Source organism: Gemmatimonadetes bacterium SCN 70-22, assembly GCA_001724275.1.
GTDB lineage: Bacteria > Gemmatimonadota > Gemmatimonadetes > Gemmatimonadales > Gemmatimonadaceae > SCN-70-22.
The window spans coordinates 99,061-121,786 of the sequence record MEDZ01000006.1 but is presented as its reverse complement, the minus strand read 5'-3'; the positions used below and the strand labels follow the sequence as shown (position 1 = coordinate 121,786).

Here is a 22,726-nt window from a genome sequence, read left to right as displayed (position 1 = left end):
CAGAACAGCGTGCACGCTGCGCATTCATCGCGCGTTCACGACGCGGGGCGAGCTTTTTTCAGCGGTACACGCCCGGCACGCTCCCTGCTGCAACGACGCCCGGCGGGGACTCCCGCCGATTCCACGTCGACCACACCGCCCGGTTCCCATGACACCCCCCGGACCACGCGCCGGATCCGTACGCGCCAAGCTCGTCGTCAACACCGCGCTGGCCATCTCGTTCGTCGCGCTCTCGCTCCCCGCCGTGACGCGAATTGCCCTCCACGAATGGTGGTCGTTCGCCTTCTGCCTGATCGTGGCGCTCCACCTCCTGTTCAGCTGGAACTGGATCGTCAATGTCACGCGGCGCATCGTGGCCCCGCTTCGCGGTGAGGTGCGCTTCAACTACGTGTGGGACCTCCTCCTCTACGCCACGCTGGCCGTCGTGATGGTCTCGGGGGTCGTGGTCTCCGAGGTCGCGCTCCCGCAGATGGGGATCGCGCACCGCCCCGACCGGTTCTGGAGCAGGATGCACTCGGTCTCGTCCGACGCGATGCTGGTGATGGTGGGCGTGCACCTGGCGATGCACTGGGACTGGGTCACGGCCGCCCTCGGGCGCCTCGTGTCGGGGACCCTTTCGCGCCCGGCCGCGCGCCCCGATGCCGCGACCTGGTGGATCAGGCCGACCGGGATGATCGCGGGGAGCGCCCTCATCCTCTCGGTGGTGACGCTGGTCATGGGGTTCACGCCGCAGGCCGAACGCGTACGCGCCCGGGGGCGCCCCCCGCGTCCCGCGCCCACGGCGCAGGTCCCCTCGCAAGCACCGGCGCAGGCACCGGCGCAGGCACCGGCGCAGGCACCGGCGCAGGCACCGGCGCAGGCACCGGCGCAGGCACCGGCGCAGGCACCGGCGCCGACTCTCGGGCAGGCTCCCGCGCCAGTGACCAGTCCTCCTTCGACGGCGCCCGCCACGATCGGCGGCGCGCCAGTCGTCGCCGGAACCGCTCAGGAGACATCAAGGGCCAGGGTGCGCGTGGCGCCGCAGGCGCCACCGCGCGTGAGCCTGCGGATCCGCCTGCTGCGAGGCGGACGGTACCTGGCGATCTACATGGGGCTCCCGTTCATCGCGACGCTCACCGCGCTGGCGGCGCTGGGGCGGCTGCGCCGAGCGAAGCGTGCCATGGGCGACCCGCTCGAGCAGCGAGCGGCGTAGCGGCGTAGCGGCGTAGCGGCGTAGCGGCGTAGCGGACCGGCGTGCCGGCACGCCGTCGCGGTGCGCGGGCGACCGTGCGTGGTCCGGTCGCCCCGATCGGGATAGAATTCGGGCGCACCGTGAGGTGCGCCCTCCGTCCCGCGAGGTACCGGTCATGCCCGTCGCCGCGTCGCAACGCCCCCCCGTTCCATCGCGCCCCGCCCTCGTCCGCACGCTCGACGAGGCGTTTCACGGACCCGCGTGGCACGGCCCTTCACTCGAGGCGGCGCTCAAGGGGATCACCGCCGAGCAGGCACTGTGGCGCCCCGGCCGCGGACGCCCCAACATTTGGGAGCAGGCGCTCCACTGCGCCATCGGCAAGCACCTGGTCGCCGATCGCCTCGACCCCGCCAGGCGCGGTCGCTTTCCGCGCACGCGCCAGCGGTCGTGGTGGGCCGCGTCACCGGAGATCGAGGATCCCGCCTTGCGCGCGCGCCAGTGGCGCGCCGACCTGGCGCTCCTGGACGAGTGCCACGAACGCCTCCTGGAGCGTGTGCGACGTGCCCCGCGTTCACGGCTGCAAGCGCGCCATGCCGGAAGCCGGTGGGTACTGGGCGAGCAGGTGGTCGGAATGGCGATGCACGACGCCTACCACGCGGGGCAGGTCGCGCTCATCGCCCGCCTGTTGGAGTCGGCCGGGTAATTCAGCGCGTGCCGCTCCCTCGCCCTTCGCCTCCGAGCATGACGGGCTGCACCCACGCCCGCTTCCCGTTCGACTCCAGGACGACCGCCCGCACGTATCCCTCGTCACCCTTGATGTCGTAGCGTGCCGGGTTCTCCGTGCTCTCGGCCAGCACCTTTCCGTCGCGCCCGATGAAGCGCGTGGTGTAGCGGCTCCAGCGATCGGTCTTGATCTCGACCACGAGGCGCGACGGCGAGCGCTGGACGTCCTTCAGCTCGACGCCGGTGCTGGCGTAGAAGTCGCCGCGCTCCAGCGCCCCCAGCACCTCGCGCGCGGCGAGGCGCGGCGCCCGCACGACGATCCACCCGCGCCCGGGGCCCGCCGCGGTGGGATCGCCAGGGCGCTTGAAGTCGTGCGCATCGTCGGTGGCCAGGCCGTACAACAGCTTGCCTGACGAGAGGATCACATCCCACATCTCCTCGAGCCCGGGCATCCCGCCGCCGCCCTGGTTGTTCACCAACGGATGCCCGTTGAAGATCTCGAAGAGCCGATCGTTCTTCACACGGGCGATGTCGGCGGCGGTGACGGCCCACCCGAAGTTGGGATGGTTGAGGTGCGGGACGCCGCTTGCCGCGCGAATGGCGTCGATGTCGCGTTGCAGCGCCTCGACGATCGTCGCCCCGCCCTGCGGGCGCACCAGGTGCTGCACGTTGCCTCCTCGCCGGGGATGATGAGGAACCGCTCGTCGGCGCCGAGGAGGGCGTTGAGCCCGTCGGTGGAGGTGAGGAAGTTGTGGTCGCTGAGGACGAGGAAGTGGTAGCCGTGCTCGCGATACCAGCGCGCCACGTCGTCGGGCGAGGAGTCGCCGTCGGAGTTGAGCGTGTGCGTGTGCGTGTTCCCCTTGTACCAGTTGAGGGGCGGGGCGCTCCCCTGGGCACCCAGCGTCGATTGCCGTGTCCGGGCGGCCGGGGCGAGGGCGGCCAGGGCCAGGATCGCCAGGACGGCACCGGTCGCGCGCGTCACCATCGTCCGGGGCGTGCGGGACTCGCCGGACGCGCGTGACGCGCGGGGCTCGCGCAACTCGCCGTCCGTGTGCGTTGCGCCTCGCGGCGCCGGCGTGGGTTCAAGCATGCCTTCCTCCCGATGGGTTCCTCGTTCCCGACTTGCGCTGCACGCGGTACTGCAGGGCCAGGGTCGCCATCCCCGCCGCCAGCCCCACCAGCCCTCCCACCGCCGCCCGCCCGAACACGATCTTGGTCCGCGAGGGATCCGACATCATCCCGCGTCGCGGGGCGTTCCAGGCCGCCATCGCGACCACGGCCACGCCTAACGCCAGCCATCGGCGCATGCGCCACGGAACGATGAGGGCGCGCCATCCCCCGCCCTCACGTTGCACCTCGCGACCCAGCCACGCCGCCACCACCCCTCCTCCCACCAGCGAACTGGCCACCTGGAGCGCATTGTACCATGCCACCGGAGCGCCGGCGATCGTGAAGGCCGTGGCCCTGAGCCCGGGAACGACGACCGGCCCCCACGCATCGCGGTGCGTGAAGGCGTCCCACACCACGTGCGAGACGCTGCCTAGCGCGAGGGCCACCAGCGCCCCCGCCACCTCCCCCACGCCCCACCGCCGGTGAAGCGGGGGGGGCGAGATCGCGAACAGGGCGCGGGCGAAGGGCGCGAGGAGCAGGTACCATCCGATCAGCGCGACCACGCCCGCCGGAAGGTCGAATGTGAGGATCCCGCGCGCCGAGTGGGAGACGAGCGCGTACGGCTCCAGGCGCAGGAGATACTCGAAGTCCGGCGCCATCGCCCCGACGACGAACGGCGCCAGCGGGAGATAGCCGCGGCGCACCAGCGGCCAGGCGGCGAGGGCGGCCGAGGGGTGGGACAGGGTGAACGGCAACGCTACCGCGGGACCTCGACGCCTTCCCGTGCGCGCAGCGCCAGGGGAGCGGCGGCGCCCGCGCCGAGCACTTTTGTGACGTAACGTTGCCCCTCGCCGATCCGCTCCACCTCCACCGCGACCGCGTCCATCGCCTGCTCGAGCCGGGTGAAGCGCTCGTCCATCTCCTTGGCCAGGTTGGCCGGAAGCGGGGCGCCGGTGGCGCGACGCCAGAGCCGGCGGGCGAGTGCGATCGACACCGGGAGGAGGAGGAACATCGTGCCGATGATCGTCAGCTCGACCGCCTCGTCGGAGGGGCCGTTGCGAACGAACGTGGGCGGGGTGTCCACGGCCCCCGGCAGGGCGGCGGCGCGCGCCACCTGCGCATCGGCGGCCGCGATCTGCTTGTACATCTCGCTGATGCGTCCGTCGAGCTCCGTGAGTCGGGCCTCGAGCCCTGCCTTGTCGGCGCCCGTCACCTGCCCCTCGCGCAGCCGGCGCGCGATGGCCAGGCGCTTCGATTCCAGGTCGCTCAGCTGGCGGTTGAGCTCATTGCGGTACGCCCGCGCCGCCTGATACATCTCGGCCGCCGAGGGCGCGCTCGTTCCGGCGACCGCGGGGGCCTGCACCACCGGTTCCGCGGACGGATTCGGCGGCGTGGGGACGTCGGGGAGGGGAGGCGGCGGGGGAGGAGCGGCGGTCACGTTCTGCATGCGAGGGCCTCGGGACTGGGCGCGAGGTGCGGGGCGACTCGTGGTCTGCGCCACGCGAAGTTAGCGCCCCCCGCCACCACTACGCGACCGCTGCGTGGCCGTTTCACGCGGCGGCGCCGGTGATGGGGCGCGCCAACGACGAGCGCGGCCGGGCGACGCGGCCACGTCGCGTGGCGTCGCGTGGCGTCGCGTGGCGTCGCGATCGGCGTGACGCCCCGCGACCGTCGCGATACCTCAGCGGCGTCCCGGCCAGGGGACGCCCCGATTCCTCGCCGTCACGGGGGCCAGTCCCTTGTACACGAACTTCTGCAGCCGCTTCCCCTCGTAGGTCTCCGTCGTGTAGATGTTCCCCTTCGAGTCGGTCGCGATGCTGTGTACGGCGAAGAACTGCCCGGGTTGGCGGCCGCCGTCACCGAAGCTGGTGAGGACCTCGAGCGACTGCCGCTCGATGACGTAGACCTTCTCGTTCTTCCCGTCGGCCAGGTAGAGGTACTTCTGGTCCCGGTCCTTCGAGAAGGCGATGTCCCAGACCGAGCCGTCGCCCAGGGTGCGAGGGGCGATGCGCGCCTCCTTCACGAACTTCCCGTCCGTCCGGAACACCTGGATGCGATCGTTAGGCCGGTCGCAGACGTACACGAGCCCGTCGGTGCTGGGCTCCGCGCAGTGCACGGGGTTGCGGAACTGCTGCGCCAGCGGCGCATCCGGATCGTACGGACCGAGGTTGCTGTCGCTCGGCGTGTTGCCGTAGGCGCCCCAGTAGCGCTTGATGGCGCCGGTGTTCATGTCGAGCACCGCCACGCGCTTGTTGCCGTACCCGTCGGAGACATACGCCTCGTTGGCGCCGACGTCGAACGAGATCTTGGCGACGCGCCCGAAGTGCTCCGTCGCCGTGCTGTTGGCGCCCTTCCCGGGGATCCCGATCTGCTGCAGGAACTTCCCGTCGTGGGTGAACTTGAGGATGTGCGAATCGCCCTGCCCGTTGCCGCCGATCCACACGTTGTCCTTGTGGTCGATCGAGATGCCGTGGTTCGACGCGGGCCAGGTGTACCCCTCCCCCGCTCCGCCCCAGGCGTTGACCAGCTTGCCGTCAGGGGCGAACTCGAGAACGGGAGGTGCGGCCACGCAGCAGTCCCCGCTCTTCGCCGCCTCTCCCGTCAGCACCTCGGTCCGCTGGTTGAGCGTCTGCTGGCGGTGCACGATGAAGACGTGGTCACGCGCGTCGACGCCGACCCCGATCACCGAGCCCATCACCCAATGGTTAGGCAGCGGCTGCGGCCAGAACGGGTCGACCTCGAAGGCGGGGGCCTGCGCCCCCCTTCCCTGGGCGGCACCCTGCAGGGCACGCTGCCCCACGCCGAGGGCGGCAATCGTGGCCACGAGGGCCGTGGCGGCCAGGAGCTTCCGCGAACGCGTCATGGACGTCCAATCCCGGGGAACGGCCCCATTCCCGCGCGAAAGGGGGGCGCTGGTCTCGTCGGCGCGGCGTGCGGCGACCATACTACCGTCGCGTTCCGCCTCCCGTCCAGCACCCGTCCCGCACCCGTCCCGCACCCGTCCCGCACCCGGCCCGCACCCGTCCCGCACCCGATTCGCACCCGATCCGTGACCGCAGCCAGCATCCAAAGCGGCGTGTCCGTACAGTCGTGATGCGCACCTCCCCCATCGCCCCCACCCTCCCGTGATGGCGCCGCCGCACACGCTCGTGCAACGCGCGCACCCGCGCGCGGCGCGCGCGTGGCGCCCGCTCCTTGCGCTCATCCTCCTCCTGCTGGCCCGGTCGGCCCCGGGATGGGGGCACGAGGTCCCGCCCCGGGCGACGGTGCAGCTGATCGCGCGGGCCGACAGCACGCAGCTGCGCCTCGTCGTCAGGGTCCCGCTCGAGGCGGTGCGCGACGTCGACATCCCGCTCATCCGCGGCGACTACCTCGACATCGCGCGCGTGACCCCGCGCCTGCACGAGGCCGCGACGCTGTGGATCCTGGGCTACCTCGAGCTGTACGAGGGCGGCCGCCGCCTCACCGGCGGGCGCATCGTCGCGGCGCGCATCGCCCTGCCGTCGGACCGCAGCTTCGAGTCGTTCGACTGCGCCGTGGCCGGGGCGTCGTCCCCGCCACTCCCCAACGAGACGGAGCTCCCGTGGCGCCAGGCGATGATGGACGTGGTCCTCGCCTATCCCATCGCCTCGCCCCACTCGCGCTTCTCGGTACGCCCCCTGCTGGCCCACCTGGGCGTCACGACCTCCACCGTGTTGCGCTGGGCGATGCCCGACGGAAGCGAGCGCGCCTTCCAGTACGAGGGGAACCCGGGGCTGGTCCCCCTCGATCCGGGCGCGTGGCAGGCGGCGGGGCGTTTCGTGGCGCTGGGGTTCGAGCACATCCTGGGGGGGCTCGATCACCTCCTGTTCCTCCTCTGCCTCGTCATCCCGATCCGGCGGCTGCGCCCATTGGCCGGGGTCGTGACCGCCTTCACGGCGGCGCATTCCATCACCCTGCTCGCATCCGCGTTAGGCATGGCGCCCGGCGCTGGGTGGTTTCCCCCCCTCATCGAGTTCCTGATCGCCGCCTCGATCGTCGCCATGGCGCTCGAGAACATCGCCGGGGCGCGCCTCGACCGTCGGTGGCTCGTGGCCTTCGGCTTCGGGCTGGTGCACGGCTTCGGCTTCTCCTTCGCCCTGCGCGACTCGCTCCAGTTCGCGGGGCGCCATCTCGTGACCTCGCTCCTCGCCTTCAACGTCGGCGTGGAGCTGGGGCAGCTGCTGGTCATCGCCCTTGCCATCCCGCTCCTTGCATGGATCTTGAGCCGCGTGGTCGCCGAGCGGCTGGGCGTGATCGTGCTCTCGGCCCTGGTGGCCCACGAAAGCTGGCACTGGATGACGGCACGGTTCGCCGTGCTGCGCGCATACCGCTTCACCTGGCCCGCGCTCGACGTGACGCTGGCCGTCGCCCTGATGCGTACCCTGATGCTCCTGCTGATCATCGTCGCCGTGCTCTGGGGGGTGTCGATCGTGGTCGCCCGCCTGGCGCGGACGCCATCGCGCCCGGCCGGCGGGACGCTCGCCGTGCTCGCCCTCGCCATCGCCCTGGCCGGCGCCGCCGCCACCGCCCACGCGCAGGCGGGCGAGGAGGTGCGCTCGACGCTGTCGGGGGTGTACACCGATGCCCAGGCGGCACGCGGGAAGGACATCTACGTCGGGACGTGCCGCGAGTGCCACACGCCGGCCTCGCACACCGGGGTGACGTTCCGGAACGCCTGGGAGGGCAGGCGCCTCTCCGAACTGCTCGCCTTCATGACCGAGAAGATGCCCAAGAACAGCCCGGGAAGCCTGACGAGCGACGAGTACGCGGCGGTGACGGCGTACATCCTCATGCTCAACGGCCTCCCGGCGGGCGACGAGGAGCTCCCGGCGGACACCGTCGCCGCCAGGCGCATCCGGATCGAGACCAGCGGGCGCTGACGGCGCCGCCCACCCTTCCCCCACCGCGCGAGGATCGAGACCACCATGACGCAACGATGGACCACCCGGCGCTCGTTAGGGACGACGGCCGTACTGGCGGCGGCGCTGGTCGCCGCCTCGCTCGCCCGCGTCGCCACCTCGAGCGCCTCGCAGGGGCAGTCGCTGGTCCGCGGCAACGTGCCGGGGGAGTGGCGGTACTGGGCCGGGGACGCGTGGGGGACGCGCTACTCGTCGCTCGACCAGGTGAACGCCCGCAACTTCGACTCGCTCAAGGTGGCGTGGACGTGGAACGCGGCCCCCTTCGGCGCCGACGAGTACTACCGCACGACCCCGCTCTACGCGAACGGGCGCCTCTTCACCGTGGCCACCACGCGCCGCATCGCCACCGCCATCGATCCGGAGACGGGCGAGACGCTGTGGATGTGGCGCATGGACGAGGGGATCCGCTGGCAGAAGGCGCCGCGACAGTTCGCCGGTCGGGGGCTCGCGTACTGGACCGACGGAAAGGAGGAGCGCGTCATCGTGATCACGCCGGGCTACCACCTCGCCTCGCTCGACGCGAAGACCGGGCTTCCCGACCCCCGGTTCGGGAAGAACGGGGTCGTCGACCTCATGGAGGGACTCGGCTACCCGATCGTGCCGCTGGCCGTCGACGACTCGGGACCGCTCATCATCTCCGACGCGGCCCCCGCGCGCAAGGCCAGGCCGGGCGAACGGTGGAACGAGGCGACGAAGACGGGCGCCGACGGCACCACCGGCATCGACCCCAGCGAGGGACAAATCGCCAACAGCAGCCCGGCGGTGATCATGGGCGACGTGATCGTCCTCGGGAACTCGTCGATCCACGGCTATTACCCGATCCGCCTCAGGAACATCCACGGCTTCGTGCGCGGCTTCGACGTGCGCACCGGGACGCAGCTGTGGAAGTTCAACCTCATCCCGCAGCCGGGCGAGTTCGGCGCCGAGACGTGGAAGCATGGGACGAAGCCCGGGACGCCGGGGGTCGGCAAGGTGGACCCGTGGGCGACGTGGGCGTCGGACCCCGAGCTCGGCCTCGTCTACGTCCCCACCGGGATGCCGCTCATGGACGAATACGGCGGCCATCGTCCCGGGGCGAACCTCTTCGGCAACTCGCTGGTCGCGATCGACGCCAGGACCGGGAAGCGCAAGTGGCACTACCAGTTCGTGCACCACGACATCTGGGACTACGACACCCCCATCGCGCCTAACGTGCTGGACGTCACCGTCGACGGGAGGCGGCGCAGGATCGTCGCCCAGGCCACCAAGCAGGGGTGGCTCTACGTGCTCGACCGCGAGACGGGAGAGCCCGTCTGGCCCATCGTCGAGACCCCGGTGATGGCGAGCGAGGTCCCGGGGGAGGAGGCGTGGCCCACGCAGCCGATTCCCACCAGGCCGGCGCCGTACAGCCAGCAGGGATTGATGGAGCGCGACCTGATCGACTACACGCCGGCCATCAGGGACTCGGCGCTCACGCTGGCCCGGAAGTGCCGCATGGGCGCGTACTACATCCCGGGGCAGCCCATCGACGGTGGCACGAGCGGGCTCACCTGCTCGTGGTACGCCCCTGGCGCGTCGGGCGGGGTGAACATCGACGGCGGCGTCGCGGTCGACCCGGAGACGGGGATGGTGTACGTCGGATCGCAGACGGGGCTGAGCACCATCTCCCTGCAGAAGGACCCGTGCTCGGAGTTCAACTACTCGTCGCCGCACGACAGCTGCGGCCTTCCCGGGGCGCTCCCGACCCCCGCGGGGTACACGCCGCGCAAGGACCTGCAGGGGGAGGGATTCTCGTCACGCGCCGGCGCCTCGCTCATCGGGGGCGTGTCGATCGCCAAGCCCAGGGAATTCGGCGGGATCACCGCCTACGACCTGAACACCGGCGACAGGAAGTGGTGGATCCCCAACGGCGGGATGGTACCCGTCAGCAGCAAGGACCCGCTCTTCGCCGGCGTGTCGCTCCCGCCGCAGGGGGCGCGGGGGCAGGCGCAGATCATCACGACGAAGACGCTCCTCATCTACGGTACGGGGCGCAATGGCGGCGTCCCCGGCCAGCCGCCGCAGCTGTTCGCCGTCGACAAGGCGACCGGCAAGCAGGTCGGCGCGGTGCGCATTCCGGCCAAGACCACCGCGCTCCCGATGACCTTCATGCACAAGGGGCGGCAGTACATCGTCTTCGCCTCCGGGGCCGGATCGTCGACCACGCTGACGGCGCTGGCGCTGCGGAGGTGAGTGGCGAGACGGGCGTTGGGAGACGGGAGTGCAAACGGCGCCTCTGGGCGCCGTTTGCGTGTCTCGGTGCCTGCGCGCCGGTCAGCGCGCGGCCACACGCGCGCACTCCCGTCCCCCGTCCCCCGTCCCCCGTCTCCCGACTCCCACCTACTTCCTCACATACCGCTTCAGCGCCCGCGGCCCCACCTCCGCCCCGTAGATCACGCCGTTCCGGTCCACGGCCACGCCCTCGGCGGCGCTCGTGTTCCGTGAGTCCACATCCGGATCCGGGATGAAGTACCGCACGCTCCCGTCCTTCGCGCTCCCGATGCGGATGCCGCGCAGCCACGCCTTGCGCGAGGGATCGATCGACCCGGACTCGGAGTCGGCGGCGTAGAGCGTGTCGTCGGCGTCGATCCAGAGCCCGCTGACGCGCGAGAACTGGTACCACGCGTCCAGGAAGGTCCCCTCCTGGTCGAAGATCTGGATGCGGTTGTTCGAGCGATCGGCGACGAAGAGACGCCCCCGCGAATCCATGGCCAGCGCATGCGGCTGGTCGAACTCTCCCCTGCCGGTCCCCTTCTTCCCCCACGCCCTCAGGAACTTACCGTCAGGCGCAAACTTGAGGATGCGCGCATTGTCGCCGCCGTGCCCCTCGGCCACGAAGATGCTCCCGTCGGGCGCCACCAGGACGTCGTTGGGTTGCCAGAAGTACCGGGCGTCATGCCCGCCCCCCGGATCGCCGAGCGACATGAGGAGCTTGCCCTCGGGCGAGAACTTGTGGACCTGGTGCCCCGCGACCATCGCAGGCGCAGGGGGGAGGGGGGCGTCGGGCGGGGCGCCGCGCGGGCGGCGTGGGCGGTTGTCCAGCCCGTCGGTCACCCAGACGTTCCCCTGGCGGTCGACATGGATCCCGTGCGGCCACATGACCAGGCCCGCACCGAAGCTTTTGACCAGCGATCCGGTCGCGTCGAACTTGAGGATCGGGTCGAGATTCGACCCGACGCACGTATTGGCGCCGCAACGCTCGCCCACCCAGACGCTCACGCCGTCGGGATCGATGTCGACCGCGCTGGTCGACCCCCATGTGCGCCCCTCGGGCATGCGAGCCCATCCCACCTCGGTCTTGTACGGGTTGGGGCGATCGTTCACCGGCGCCGCACCCTGCTGCGCCCCGGCCACCGCCAACGGCACCGCCAACGGCACCGCCAGCAGCAAAGTGGCGACGCGCCCTCCAGCGCGCGCCGCGCGGCGCACGCGATCCTGACGACGAGCCAAGCTCCCCTCCTGGTGTTCCGGCGCGCTGGCGCCCGTTGGATACGTGTGCGTTCGGCGGAACACCGGGTGTCCGCCGCCGATAGCATACGCTCACCCTTCCGGCAACGCTATCCACCCGCCGCTGGCGGCGCACCACGCGCCACCGGTCCTGTCTCCCGACTCGCGCCTCCCGCCCGGCGTCTCCCGCCCGGCGCCTCCCGCCCTGCGTATCCCGCCCTACACCGTCAGCCGCCGCGCATACTCCACCACCACCCCCTCCTCGAGATACAGCCGCAGCAACCGGAGGTACATGGCCCAGCAGAACGACGAAATCCTGAAGTGCTCGCTGGCTTCGCGCCAGCCGAGATGGGCGAAGCGGACCGTGGTGATACCGGAGTGCTCCTCGAGCTCTGCGCGCACGCGCGTCCCCAACCAGTCATCCATGGCGCGCGTCACCTCGAGCTCGAAGCGGCGCCCGGGATCGCAGGCCGTGACGCGGGCGCGCCAGTCGTGCTCGGGGGCGAACCAGAGGTGATACTCCGCGCCTAACGACGGCGTCCCGCTCGAGCGGGCGGTCCACCAGGTGTCGAGGCCGGCCGAGGTCGTGAACATGTCGAAGACGCGGGCGGCTGGCGCGCCAACCGGGAAGTCGTGGACGATGTCGGGCATGGGTCGAATGACCTGGGGACGGAGGACGGGAGTGGAGGCGCACACAGGCGCCGGCCTGCGCCACTCCTATAGTGTCGGGCCCCCGGGCGCTTGGCGAGGCGCACCCTGAAACGAAACCCCTTGGCGTTCGTACGCTGTCCAAGGCGCTGGACGTCGTCCCTCCGGCCATCCCCAGCAGAGTGCGACATGCACACGATACGGTACGCCTTCCGCACGCTCGCCAAGTCGCCGTTCGTCACCGCCGTCGCCGTCATCTCGCTGGCGCTCGGGATCGGCGCCAACGCCGCGATCTTCTCCCTGTTCAACCAGATGCTCCTGCGCAATCTCCCGGTGCGCGAGGCGAGCCGGCTGGTGAACCTCTCGGCGCCGGGACCCAAGCCGGGACGCACGAGTTGCAGCCAGGCCGGCGACTGCGAGCAGGTCCTGTCGTATCCCATGTTCCGCGACCTGGAGCAGCGACAGACGGTCCTTGCCGGGTTGGCCGCCCACCGGGGCTTCACCGCCAATGTCGCCTTCCGGAACCAGACGCTGAACGGCAACGGGATGTTCGTCTCCGGATCGTACTTCTCGACGCTGGGGATCTCGGCCGCGCGCGGGCGACTCATCGGCCCCAATGACGACGAGATCATCGGCGCGCACCCGCTCGCCGTCCTCAGCCACCAGTACTGGGAGACACAGCTGGGGAGCGACCCGTCGGTCCTCAACGAGGTCATCACCGTCAACGGGCAGGCCCTCACCATCATCGGCATCGCCCCCGAGGGGTTCACGGGGACCACGCTCGGTATCGAGCCCCACGTCTTCGTCCCCATCACCATGCGGGGGCTGCTCTCCGGGCCGCGCGACGACTACGAGCGCCGGAGTTCCTACTGGGTGTACGCCTTCGGGCGACTCAAGCCCGGCGTCGACCTCGCGCAGGCCGCCCAGGGACTCAACAGCATCTACAAGCCCATCATCACCGACGTCGAGGCGCCGCAGCAGCAGGGGATGAGCGACGCGACCATGGCGCGCTTCAAGGCGCGTGAGCTCGTGCTGGCCCCCGGGGCGCGCGGCCAGAGCACCATCCACACGGAATCGCGCACGCCGCTCTTCATGCTCATGGGGATCACGGCGATCGTCCTCCTGATCGCGTGCGCGAACATCGCCAACCTCCTCCTGGCACGGGCCGCCAACCGTTCCATGGAGATGGCGGTGCGGCTGTCCATCGGCGCGGCACGCTGGCAGCTGCTCCGTCAGCTGCTGACGGAGTCGGTGCTGCTGGCGGTGATGGGGGGCGTCGTCTCCGTCATCGTCGCCCAGTGGACGCTGACCGCGATCGCGTCGATGCTCCCGCCCGCGGCGACACGAACGCTCGTCCTCTCCCTGGATACCGGCGTCGTCGTCTTCGCCGCCGCGACGTCGCTGGCGACCGGCGTGCTGTTCGGGCTCTTTCCGGCCCTCCACTCCACGCGCTCCGACCTGGTCACGACCATCCGCTCGAACGCCGGCAACCTCTCCTCGCACAAGTCGGCCGCGCGCTTCCGGTCATCGCTGGTCACGGCGCAGATCGCCCTCTCGATGGCGCTCCTGGTGGCCGCGGGGCTGTTCATCCGGTCGCTGGCCAACATCGCGCGGGTCGAGCTGGGCGTGAAGGCGGACAACGTCGTCACCTTCGCCATTTCGCCGCGGCTCAACGGCTACGCGCCCGCCCGCTCGGCCACGCTCTTCAACCGGGTCGAGGAGGAGCTCTCGGGGCTGCCGGGGGTCACCGCGGTGTCGTCGGCCCGCGTCCCGATCCTCTCGGGCGACAACTGGGGGACCGACATGCGCGTCGAGGGCTTCCAGGCCGATCCCGACACCGACACCAATGCCCGCTTCAACGAAGTCGGCGCCGGCTACCTCTCGGCGTTAGGCATCCCGCTCCTGGCCGGGCGCGAGTTCACCGTGGCCGACGGCAGGGGGGCGCCGCAGGTCGCGGTCGTCAACGAGGCGTTCGCGCGCAAGTTCAACATGGGGCGCGACGTGGTGGGGAAGCACATCTCGACCGAGGGCGAAGGGCCGCTCGAGATCGAGATCGTGGGACTCATCAAGGACGCCAAGTACAGCGACGTGAAGCGGGCCGTTCCCCCGCAGTTCTTCATCCCCTGGCGCCAGGACTCGACGGTGGGGAACATGTACTTCTACGTCAGGACGGCAATGGCGCCGGAGCAGCTCCTGCGCAGCATCCCGCCGCTCCTGGCCCGCCTCGACCCCAACCTCCCGGTCGAGGAGCTCAAGACGCTCCCGCAGCAGGTGAAGGAGAACGTCTTCCTGGATCGCATGCTCGGGACGCTCTCGGCCGCCTTTGCCGCCCTCGCCACGCTGCTGGCGGCGGTGGGGCTGTACGGCGTGCTGGCCTACACCGTGGCCCAGCGCACGCGTGAGATCGGGGTGCGCATGGCGCTAGGGGCCGACGCCGGGATGGTGCGTGGGATGGTCCTGCGGCAGGTCGCGGTCATGCTGGCCATTGGCGGCGTGATCGGCATCGCCGGGGCCGTCGCGGTCGGGCGCGGGGCGCAGTCGCTCCTGTATGGCGTGCAGGGCTTCGACCCCTTCGCGGTCGTGGGCGGCGCGCTCCTGCTGGCCGTCGTCGCGCTCGGGGCCGGCTATCTCCCGGCACTCCGCGCGTCGAAGGTCGACCCGATGCGGGCCCTGCGGTACGAGTGAGGCGCGGTCGTCGGAGAGATGGGCCGCCACTGGCCGGCCCATCGCACCGGCGCCAGCTTGGTGGGGATGACCTCCTCCCGGCGCTCCCCCCGTGACTTCGTCGCGCTCGTCGTCGCATGCTCGTGGGGGGCGGCGGCGTGCGGGCGACTGCCGCCAGCGGCAACGCCCGCTCCTCCGCCTCTTGCACCGATCGCCGCCGCGCCCGCCCCACCACCGGCGGCGCAGTACCCGTCGCCGATGGTGGAGAGCTCTCGCGCCCATCGGCGCATCGCGCCCCACGAACTCGGCACGCGGCGCGTCCTCCTCGAGGGGATCCTGCCCCGTCCGGTCGAACTCCACCTTCCGTCCCGCGCACCGAGCGGGATGTCCGTTCCGCTCCTGATCCACTTCCTCGGCCCCGCGTACCTGGCGGTCGATGCCGCGCAGGCGATCGACTCAGGGATGGCGGTCGCGGTCGTGAATCTCGCCGCGGGGTCGTCAGCCTACGAGCGCCCCTTCCGGGACGGCAGCGCGTGGCCTCGCCTCCTGGCCGCGATCGACTCGGTGCTGCGCGATGGGGGGGCGCGGCGCGTGGCGTCGGGCGATGTCTACCTCAGCGCCTTCAGCGCCGGCAACGGCGCGGTGCGCGCGATCGTCGGCGACAGCGCCGGCGCCGCACGCGTGCGCGGCATCGTCATCCTCGACGGAATCCACACGGGGTACATCCCCGACCGGCGCGTCGTCGCCGAGGGGGGGCGCCTCGACCCCGCCAACCTCCAGTCGCTCCTGCGCTTCGCGCGACGGGCCGTGCGCGGCGAGGTGCGCATGCTCGTGTCGCACTCCGAGATCTTTCCGGGGACCTTTGCCAGCACCACCGAGACCGCCAGCTGGCTGCTGGCGGAGCTGGGGGTGCCGCGCGCAACCGCGCTGGCGTGGGGACCTAACGGTATGCAGCAGACATCGGAGGCGCGCGCCGGGGGCTTCACCCTCCTTGGCTTCGCCGGCAACAGCGCGCCCGACCACATCGACCACCTGCACGCCCTGCCGACCTGGCTGGGGCGGGTCGTCGCCTCAGGCCTCCCGCGTTAGGGCGTCGCCGCGCCCCCACTTGATGCGCGTGTACGCCATCCGGAAGCCGCGCCGCTCGGCGTTGCGCTGCGATCCACTGCCCGGTGCCGCACACATCATCGCCAGGTCGCAGCCGCAGTCGGCGGCGTACCGGAGCCGGGCCGCGAGCAACGCGGCCTGGGCCCCCTGGCGCCGCCCGGCCGGAACGGTGCTCGCCCCCGCCAGGAGGGCGACGCCTTCGTTGATATGCATCGCGCCGGCGGCGATGGGCACCCCGTCCCGCTCGGCGATGAAGGCGTGGGTCCGGCTGGCCCGCACGGTCACGCCACCGAAGTCACGCATGAATTCGGCCAGCTCGGGCGTCTCGCCCCATCCGGCCGCCGCCGTCTCGACCCAGGTGGCAGTCTCGTCAGGAGCAATACGGCGCGCCACGAGTCCCGGCGTACCGGAGTCGGGCGACGGCTGCGCGGGGTCCAACACGCGGCAGAGCACCGATGTCAGCTCGACCGGACGGTATCCGCGCGCGGCCAGGATCGGGAGGATCGCGGGATCGGCGATCGGGCTCACCTCGTGGACGACCTCGGCGCCCCGCGCGCCGAGGTACTCCTCGATGCCTTGCAGCTGATCGGGCGAGGCGGGTGCGAAGAGCGCCACCCCGAAGCTCTGCGTGAGGGGGGAGCCGATGCCGTCGAACATGACGTACGCCCCACCCACGTCACGCCACCCGGCCCCGACGGCGGGCGACAGGGCAGCCCGCGCCTCGACGAAGGCGGCATTGGCGCACGCCTCGGCGCGCTCGAGGCGTCGGGAGAGCGCGAGGTCGGTCAGGGGGTATCGAGACATCTCGTGAGTCGGAATGCTGTGGTCGGAGTGCGGATCGCATGGCGCGGCGACGGCCGACGCAACGGCGCCCGACGCCGCGGCGGCGCGCACCAATGTGCGCGGCGCGCGGCCGCGCTGAGTAGCCCCCCGTCCCCCGGCAGGCGGGTTGTCACATTTCGCGTCGCGGCGCGTGCGGCTCTCCCCCGTTGCCCACGGCGGAACCGAGGGCGAGCTTTCATCGGACCTTCCCTTCCAGCCCAGCCACATGCGCCTCACGAAAGCCCTGATGGGCGCCGCCCTGGGCGGCGCGCTTTTCGTCACGCTCCCTGCCCAGGGGCAGGTTGCCGACACCAGCCGGCGCGCGGCCGCCGACACCGGGCGCAGCACCGCCGACAGCACGTATTCCGAGGAGCAGGCCGGGCGCGGCGAGCAAGTGTTCACGCGCACGTGCCTCGAGTGCCACGCCCGCTCCGAGATGGCCAGCGCCGACTTCCGCCTCAAGTGGGGAGGGCAGTCGACGTACGACCTCTTCAAGAGCATCGCCACGACGATGCCCGACAGCGATCCCGGCTCGCTCCCGCGGGCGGAGTACGAGGACGTCGTGGCGTACATCCTCAAGCTCAACGGGATCCCGGCCGGGCCGGCGCAGTTGGTGAGCGACTCGGCCTCGATGAGCCGGGCGAAGCTCATGCTCCCGCCCAGGGCCGAGGCCACGCACACCTTCGGCGCCCCCCCCAGCGAGGGGCGGCGCCTCACGATGCGTCGCTCCGTCCCGATCGCGCACGGCCGGCGTACCGTGTTTCCCAGGTAGCGCGGTCGCACGCCGCGCCGCTGGCGCCCCCGCCCCGTCCCGATCGATGATCCGCACCGTCGCCACCACCCCATTCGCCGACCAGGTGCCCGGTACGTCCGGGTTGCGCAAGAAGGTCGCGGTGTTCCGGCAACCGCACTACCTGGCGCACTTCGTCCAGTCGACGTTCGACGCCGTGCAGCTGCCACCCGCGGCCACGCTGGTGGTCGGCGGAGACGGGCGCCACTTCAACGACGAGGCGATCCAGGTGGTGCTGCGGATGGCGTCCGCCAACGGCGTCGCCCGGGTCATCGTCGGGCGTGACGGGCTCCTGTCCACCCCGGCCGCCTCGCACCTGATCCGCCTACGCGCCGCCGACGGCGCGATCATCCTCTCCGCCAGCCACAATCCCGGCGGCCCCGATGGCGACTTCGGCATCAAGTTCAACATGGCCAACGGCGGGCCGGCCCCCGAACGGATCACGGCCGCGATCGCCGATCGCAGCCGCCGCTTGCGGGAATACCGCATCGCCGAGGGAGGCGGCATCCCGTTAGGCACCCTGGGGGAGCACGCACTCGGGGCGCTGGTGGTCGAGGTGGTCGACCCCGTCGCCGACTACGCCGCGCTGATGGAGTCGCTGTTCGACTTCCGCGCCATCCGCGCCCTCCTCTCCGGCGGGCGCTTCCGGATGCGCTTCGACGCCATGCACGCCGTGACCGGCCCCTATGCCCACGAGATCCTCGAGCGCCGGCTCGGGGCCCCGCCGGGGACGGTGATCAACGGCACCCCCCTCCCCGACTTCGGCGGCGGGCATCCGGACCCCAACCTCACCTACGCGCACGACCTGGTCGAGGAGTTGTTCGGCGCCGACGCCCCGGACTTCGGCGCCGCCTCCGATGGCGACGGTGACCGCAACATGATCCTCGGACGCCGGTTCTTCGTGACGCCGTCGGATTCCCTGGCCGTCCTCGCGGCCAACGCCACCCGCGCACGCGGGTACGCGTCGGGGATCGCCGGCGTGGCCCGCTCGATGCCGACCAGCAGCGCCGCCGACCGGGTCGCCGAGTCGTTAGGCATCCCGTGCTACGAGACCCCCACCGGGTGGAAGTTCTTCGGCAACCTGCTCGACGCCGGACGCATCACCCTGTGCGGCGAGGAGTCGTTCGGGACGGGGTCGAACCACGTGCGCGAGAAGGACGGCCTGTGGGCGGTCCTCTTCTGGCTGGACATCATCGCCAGCCGCAAGGAGGGGGTGGAGGCGATCGTCCGCGACCACTGGCGCCGCTACGGGCGCAACTTCTACACGCGGCACGACTACGAGGACCTCGACGCCGCCGCGGCACGCGCGGCCATCGACGGCGTGCGCCGGCAGGGCGATGCCCTCGCGGGGACGCCCCTCGCCGGCGACGTCGTGCGGAGCGTCGACGACTTCTCCTATCACGACCCCGTGGACGGGAGCACCAGCGCCAACCAGGGGTTGCGCATCCTCTTCGCCAGCGGGGCGCGCATCGTCTTCCGCCTCTCGGGGACGGGGACCGCGGGGGCCACGCTGCGACTCTACGCGGAAGCGTTCGAACCCGATCCCGCTCGGCACGACCGCGACGCGCAGGAGGCCCTGGCCCCGTACATCGACGCCGCGCGGTCGGTCGCCCGGCTCCGGGAGCTGACGGGACGGGAGGGGCCGACTGTCGTGACATGAGGCAGGGGGCGGGAGCGCGGTGTCGCGGAGCGGCACGCGCATCCGCCCCTCCCCGCCATCCCCCGTCGGCCCGCGCCCGGGTGACCGCACGGCGCCCCCCCCAACGCCACGCCCTCACCGACTCGTGAAGGGCGCGATACCTTTCCCGCGTGCTCCCCCCGTCCTCGCGCCTGCGCGACGCCCTCGCCCTCGCCCTCCTTGGCGTGGCCTTCCTCGTCGCCCATCAGGTGGGGCTGCACAGCATCACCCTCCCCAACCCGCTCGCCCCGCTCTGGCCTCCCTCGGGGGTCCTCCTCGGCGGGTTCATCCTCCTCCCGCGCCGCACGTGGCGAGCGGCCACCGCTACCGTCATCCTCGCCGCCAGCATCTCGAGCACGCTGGCCGGCGTGCGACTGTGGCTGGGGCTGGGCTACTTCAGCGCATCGCTGATCGAGCTCGGCGTGGCGCTGTGGATCATCGACCGGGTGGCGGGACTGTCGGTCACCTTCCGGCGCGTTCGCGACACATTCGCCCTCCTGGCCGGGGCAACGCTCGGGGCGGCGGCGAGCGCCGTGGTCGCGGCGTGGCTGACGAGTCTGACCAGCCAGGCGCGCTTCCTGGCGAGCGTCGGCACTTGGTGGACCGCCGACGTCCTCGGGATGCTCCTCCTCACCCCGTTGATCGTCTCGTGGGCGCGCACCCCGGACCGCGTCACGACGCCGCGGCGGCCGGTGCGTGCCCTCGAGGGAGTCGTCGTCCTCGCGATCTGGATCGCGGCCGCCTACCGGATCTTCCGCGGCGATGTCGTCATCGGATGGCTGGCGCCGCACCCCTACATGCTCGCGCCCATCGTCGTCTGGGCAGCCTTCCGCCTGGGGATCCGGGGCGTCACCGCGGCCATGACCAGCTTGGCCCTGGTGGCGGTCGCGGTCGTCCTGCGCGCCCCCGCGTCGTTCCCGTTAGGCGGCGAGACGCTGGCGCAGCGGCTCTTCCTCGTCCAGGTCTTCCTGGCCGCGATCACGGTGACCGGACTCTTCCTCGCCTCGGCGCTGGCCGAGGCGCGCACCGCGACCGTCGAGGCCCGCGAGTACGCCGAGCGCCTCAAGGCCATCGGCGACAACATCCCGAACGGCGTGCTGTACCAGGTGGTGCGGGAGCTGGATGGGACGCGCCGCTACCTGCACGTCAGCGCCAACGTGGAGCGCGTCATGGGGGTGAGGGCGGAGGAGGTCCAGCGTGACATCTCGGCGATGCTCGGACTCTACTCCGCCGACGATCGCGCGCGCATCGACGCGGCCGCCGAGGCCTCGGCGCGCGACCTCTCCGTGTTCAGTGTCGAGGCGCCGATCACCCGTCCGGATGGCGCCACGCGCTGGATCCAGGTCTCCTCGACGCCGCGGCGCCTCGAGGACGGGCGCGTCGTCTGGGACGGCATCCAGTCGGACACCACCGAGCGCCGCGAGAGCGAGGATCGCTTGCGGCGTGCCAACCGGGCCCTGCTGACCGTCAGCCACTGCAACCAGGTGCTGGTGCGCGCCCAGACGGAGACCGAGCTGTTGCGCGACATCTGCCGCGTCATCGTCGAGGACGGCGGCTACCGACTCGCGTGGGTGGGGTACGCCGGCGACGACGACGAGCAGCACGTCGAGCCGGTGGGGCACTGGGGGTACGAGGCGGGCTACCTCGAGGGGCTCGAGATCGTCTGGAGCGACACGCCGCGCGGGCGGGGCCCCACCGGGACGTCCATCCGCACCGGGCAGCCCGTCGTGTGCCAGGACTTCTTCTCCGACCCGACGATGGAGCCGTGGCGCGCCGACGCGATCGCGCGCGGGTATCGCGCGTCGCTCGTCGTCCCGCTGCGCGACGGGGGACACGTCTTCGGCGCGCTGACGGTGTACGCGCCCGAGGCTGGCGCGTTCGACGAGGAGGAGATCGCGCTCCTCGCCGAGCTGGCCGACGACCTCGCCTATGGCATCATGGCGTTGCGCTCGCGCAGCGAGCATGCCCGTGCCGAGACGGCGCTGGCCGCCAGTGAGGAGCGGTTTCGGCAGCTGGCGGAGAACATCCGCGAGGTGTTCTGGATGATCGATGCCCGCACCGGCCACACGCTGTACATGAGCCCCGGGGTGGAGCGGATGTACGGCGTATCGGCCGAGACGCTGGTGCGTTCGCCCGAGGTGGGGCTGTCGCTCATCCATCCGGAGGATCGCGACCGCATCGTTCGCGCCTGGGACACGGTGGTGGCCGGCGGCGAGTACGACCACGAGTATCGCCTGCAGCGTCCCGACGGGACGATCCACTGGGTGCACGCGCGGGCCTTTCCGGTGCGCGACGCGGACGGAGGGATCTATCGGGTGGTGGGCGTCACCGACGACATCACCGCCCGCAAGCGGGTCGAGGACCAGCTCCGCCAGGTGCAAAAACTGGAGGCCATCGGGCAGCTGGCGGGCGGGGTCGCGCACGACTTCAACAACATCCTGGCCGCCATCATGATGCAGGTGGGGATGGCCCGCGCCCTCCCCGGCCTGCCTGGCGACGCCGCCGAGCTGCTGCAGGACATCCAGGCGTCGGCGCAGCGGGCGGCCAACCTGACGCGGCAGCTCCTCGTGTTCGGCCGCAAGCAGGTGATGCAGGAGCGCCCGGTCGAGCTCAACGACCTGGTCGCCGACCTGGCGCGCATGCTCCGCCGGGTGGTCCCGGAGGATTTGCAGCTGCAGCTCGCGATGCACCCGCGGGCCCTGACCGTCAAGGCGGACCCCGGGATGCTCGAGCAGGTCATCATGAACCTCACCGTCAACGCGCGCGATGCCATGCCCGGCGGCGGCGTGCTGACGATCGAGACCTTCACCCGCGCGCTCTCCGCCGACGACGTGCGCCCCTTCCCCGGCGTGGAGCCCGGCACGTTCAACGGCGTTCGCGTGCGCGACACGGGGTCGGGGATCCTCCCCGAGCACCGGACCCACATCTTCGAGCCGTTCTTCACCACCAAGGAACCCGGGAAGGGGACCGGGCTCGGCCTCCCGACCGTCTTCGGCATCGTGCAGCAGCACCACGGCGTGATCCTGATGGAGAGCGAGGTCGGCCACGGCACCTCGTTCGAGGTGCTCCTGCCCGCCCTCGTCCCCGGGGAGGTGCGCATCGCGGCGCCGACCGCCGAACCGCTCCCCCTCCCGCCCGTCATGCGGACCATCCTCGTGGTGGAGGATGACGCCTCCGTGCGCGAGATGACGCGGCGCGTCCTCGAGCGCGGGGGATACCGCGTGCACGTGGCGCACAGCGGTCGCGAGGCGCTGGACCGGTGGCAGGGCTACACCCCCCCGCCCGACTTGCTCCTGACGGACCTCGTGATGCCGGAGGGGGTGGGAGGGGTGGAGCTGGCCGCCCACCTCCAGGCCCGAAGTCCCGCCCTGCACGTGATCTTCACCAGCGGCTACGACCCCGACCACGGGACCCACCCGGTGCGACTGGAGCCCGGGGTCAACTTCCTGCAGAAGCCGGCGACCCCGCGCCAGATCCTCGATCTCGTGGGGCTGGCGCTCGGGACGGCCTAGCGCCCGCGCCATTTCGTCCGGCTGTCGGTAGATTGCACGCCGGTCCCGCGCCGCGCCCCCCACCTTCCCCTGAGAGCAAGGAGATCGCTCGTGAGC

At 71.6% G+C, this 22,726-nt stretch carries 17 protein-coding genes; 9 read left to right on the top strand and 8 right to left on the bottom strand.

Annotated elements, in window-relative coordinates:
- Positions 1-148: 148 nt before the first annotated feature.
- Together ABS52_05200 and ABS52_05195 are read left to right on the top strand one after the other, a co-directional pair.
- Positions 149-1,192 carry a hypothetical protein gene (locus ABS52_05200; GenBank protein ID ODT04434.1) on the top strand — a complete coding sequence of 348 codons (1,044 nt, stop codon included), beginning with the start codon at positions 149-151 and terminating at the stop codon, positions 1,190-1,192.
- A 154-nt stretch (positions 1,193-1,346) separates the two neighbouring features.
- On the top strand, positions 1,347-1,874 hold the full coding sequence (locus ABS52_05195; GenBank protein ID ODT04433.1) for a hypothetical protein: 528 nt from the start codon (positions 1,347-1,349) through the stop codon (positions 1,872-1,874).
- A 1-nt stretch (position 1,875) separates the two neighbouring features.
- On the opposite strand, the gene ABS52_05190 is transcribed toward ABS52_05195, so the two are convergent.
- The 5 genes from ABS52_05190 to ABS52_05170 form a co-directional block, all read right to left on the bottom strand.
- Positions 1,876-2,415 (bottom strand): hypothetical protein, encoded by a 540-nt coding sequence (locus ABS52_05190; protein ODT04432.1) that lies wholly within the window; start codon positions 2,413-2,415, stop codon positions 1,876-1,878.
- The gene (locus tag ABS52_05185) at positions 2,412-2,879 is read right to left on the bottom strand and encodes a hypothetical protein (GenBank protein ID ODT04431.1); all 468 of its coding nucleotides are present in this window, start codon (positions 2,877-2,879) and stop codon (positions 2,412-2,414) included. Before ABS52_05185 ends, ABS52_05190 begins: the two co-directional genes overlap by 4 nt.
- Before the next feature lie 97 nt (positions 2,880-2,976).
- Positions 2,977-3,759: a hypothetical protein gene (locus tag ABS52_05180; GenBank protein ID ODT04430.1), complete on the bottom strand. Its 783-nt coding sequence runs from the start codon at positions 3,757-3,759 to the stop codon at positions 2,977-2,979.
- Between the two features lie 2 nt (positions 3,760-3,761).
- The gene (locus ABS52_05175) at positions 3,762-4,451 is read right to left on the bottom strand and encodes a hypothetical protein (GenBank protein ID ODT04429.1); all 690 of its coding nucleotides are present in this window, start codon (positions 4,449-4,451) and stop codon (positions 3,762-3,764) included.
- A gap of 234 nt (positions 4,452-4,685) precedes the next feature.
- Positions 4,686-5,867: a hypothetical protein gene (locus tag ABS52_05170; protein ODT04428.1), complete on the bottom strand. Its 1,182-nt coding sequence runs from the start codon at positions 5,865-5,867 to the stop codon at positions 4,686-4,688.
- Positions 5,868-6,132: 265 nt separating this feature from the next.
- Here ABS52_05170 and ABS52_05165 point away from each other — a divergent pair, with 265 nt between their 5' ends.
- The gene (locus tag ABS52_05165; protein ODT04427.1) at positions 6,133-7,905 is read left to right on the top strand and encodes a hypothetical protein; all 1,773 of its coding nucleotides are present in this window, start codon (positions 6,133-6,135) and stop codon (positions 7,903-7,905) included.
- Positions 7,906-7,950: 45 nt separating this feature from the next.
- A complete protein-coding gene (locus tag ABS52_05160) occupies positions 7,951-10,155 on the top strand; it encodes a hypothetical protein (GenBank protein ODT04426.1) in 2,205 nt (734 codons plus the stop codon).
- Between the two features lie 147 nt (positions 10,156-10,302).
- On the opposite strand, the gene ABS52_05155 is transcribed toward ABS52_05160, so the two are convergent.
- On the bottom strand, positions 10,303-11,316 hold the full coding sequence (locus ABS52_05155; protein ID ODT04455.1) for a hypothetical protein: 1,014 nt from the start codon (positions 11,314-11,316) through the stop codon (positions 10,303-10,305).
- 312 nt (positions 11,317-11,628) lie between these two features.
- Entirely contained in the window at positions 11,629-12,060 is a 432-nt protein-coding gene (locus ABS52_05150; protein ODT04425.1) for a hypothetical protein, read from the bottom strand.
- A 186-nt stretch (positions 12,061-12,246) separates the two neighbouring features.
- On the opposite strand from ABS52_05150, the gene ABS52_05145 reads away from it, so the two are divergent.
- Together ABS52_05145 and ABS52_05140 are read left to right on the top strand one after the other, a co-directional pair.
- The gene (locus ABS52_05145) at positions 12,247-14,742 is read left to right on the top strand and encodes a hypothetical protein (GenBank protein ODT04424.1); all 2,496 of its coding nucleotides are present in this window, start codon (positions 12,247-12,249) and stop codon (positions 14,740-14,742) included.
- A gap of 267 nt (positions 14,743-15,009) precedes the next feature.
- Positions 15,010-15,810, top strand: coding sequence for a hypothetical protein (locus ABS52_05140; protein ODT04454.1), 801 nt, complete (start codon positions 15,010-15,012; stop codon positions 15,808-15,810).
- Here the strand turns inward: ABS52_05140 and ABS52_05135 are convergent.
- Complete coding sequence (locus ABS52_05135; GenBank protein ID ODT04423.1) at positions 15,793-16,632, bottom strand: hypothetical protein; 840 nt, start codon at positions 16,630-16,632, stop codon at positions 15,793-15,795. The two genes, ABS52_05140 and ABS52_05135, sit on opposite strands and share 18 nt — an antisense overlap.
- A gap of 244 nt (positions 16,633-16,876) precedes the next feature.
- On the opposite strand from ABS52_05135, the gene ABS52_05130 reads away from it, so the two are divergent.
- The 3 genes from ABS52_05130 (at position 16,877) to ABS52_05120 (ending at position 22,630) form a co-directional block, all read left to right on the top strand.
- Positions 16,877-17,422 (top strand): hypothetical protein, encoded by a 546-nt coding sequence (locus ABS52_05130; GenBank protein ODT04422.1) that lies wholly within the window; start codon positions 16,877-16,879, stop codon positions 17,420-17,422.
- Between the two features lie 46 nt (positions 17,423-17,468).
- Positions 17,469-19,100 (top strand): alpha-D-glucose phosphate-specific phosphoglucomutase, encoded by a 1,632-nt coding sequence (locus tag ABS52_05125; protein ID ODT04421.1) that lies wholly within the window; start codon positions 17,469-17,471, stop codon positions 19,098-19,100.
- 149 nt (positions 19,101-19,249) lie between these two features.
- The gene (locus tag ABS52_05120; GenBank protein ODT04420.1) at positions 19,250-22,630 is read left to right on the top strand and encodes a hypothetical protein; all 3,381 of its coding nucleotides are present in this window, start codon (positions 19,250-19,252) and stop codon (positions 22,628-22,630) included.
- Positions 22,631-22,726: the final 96 nt, after the last annotated feature.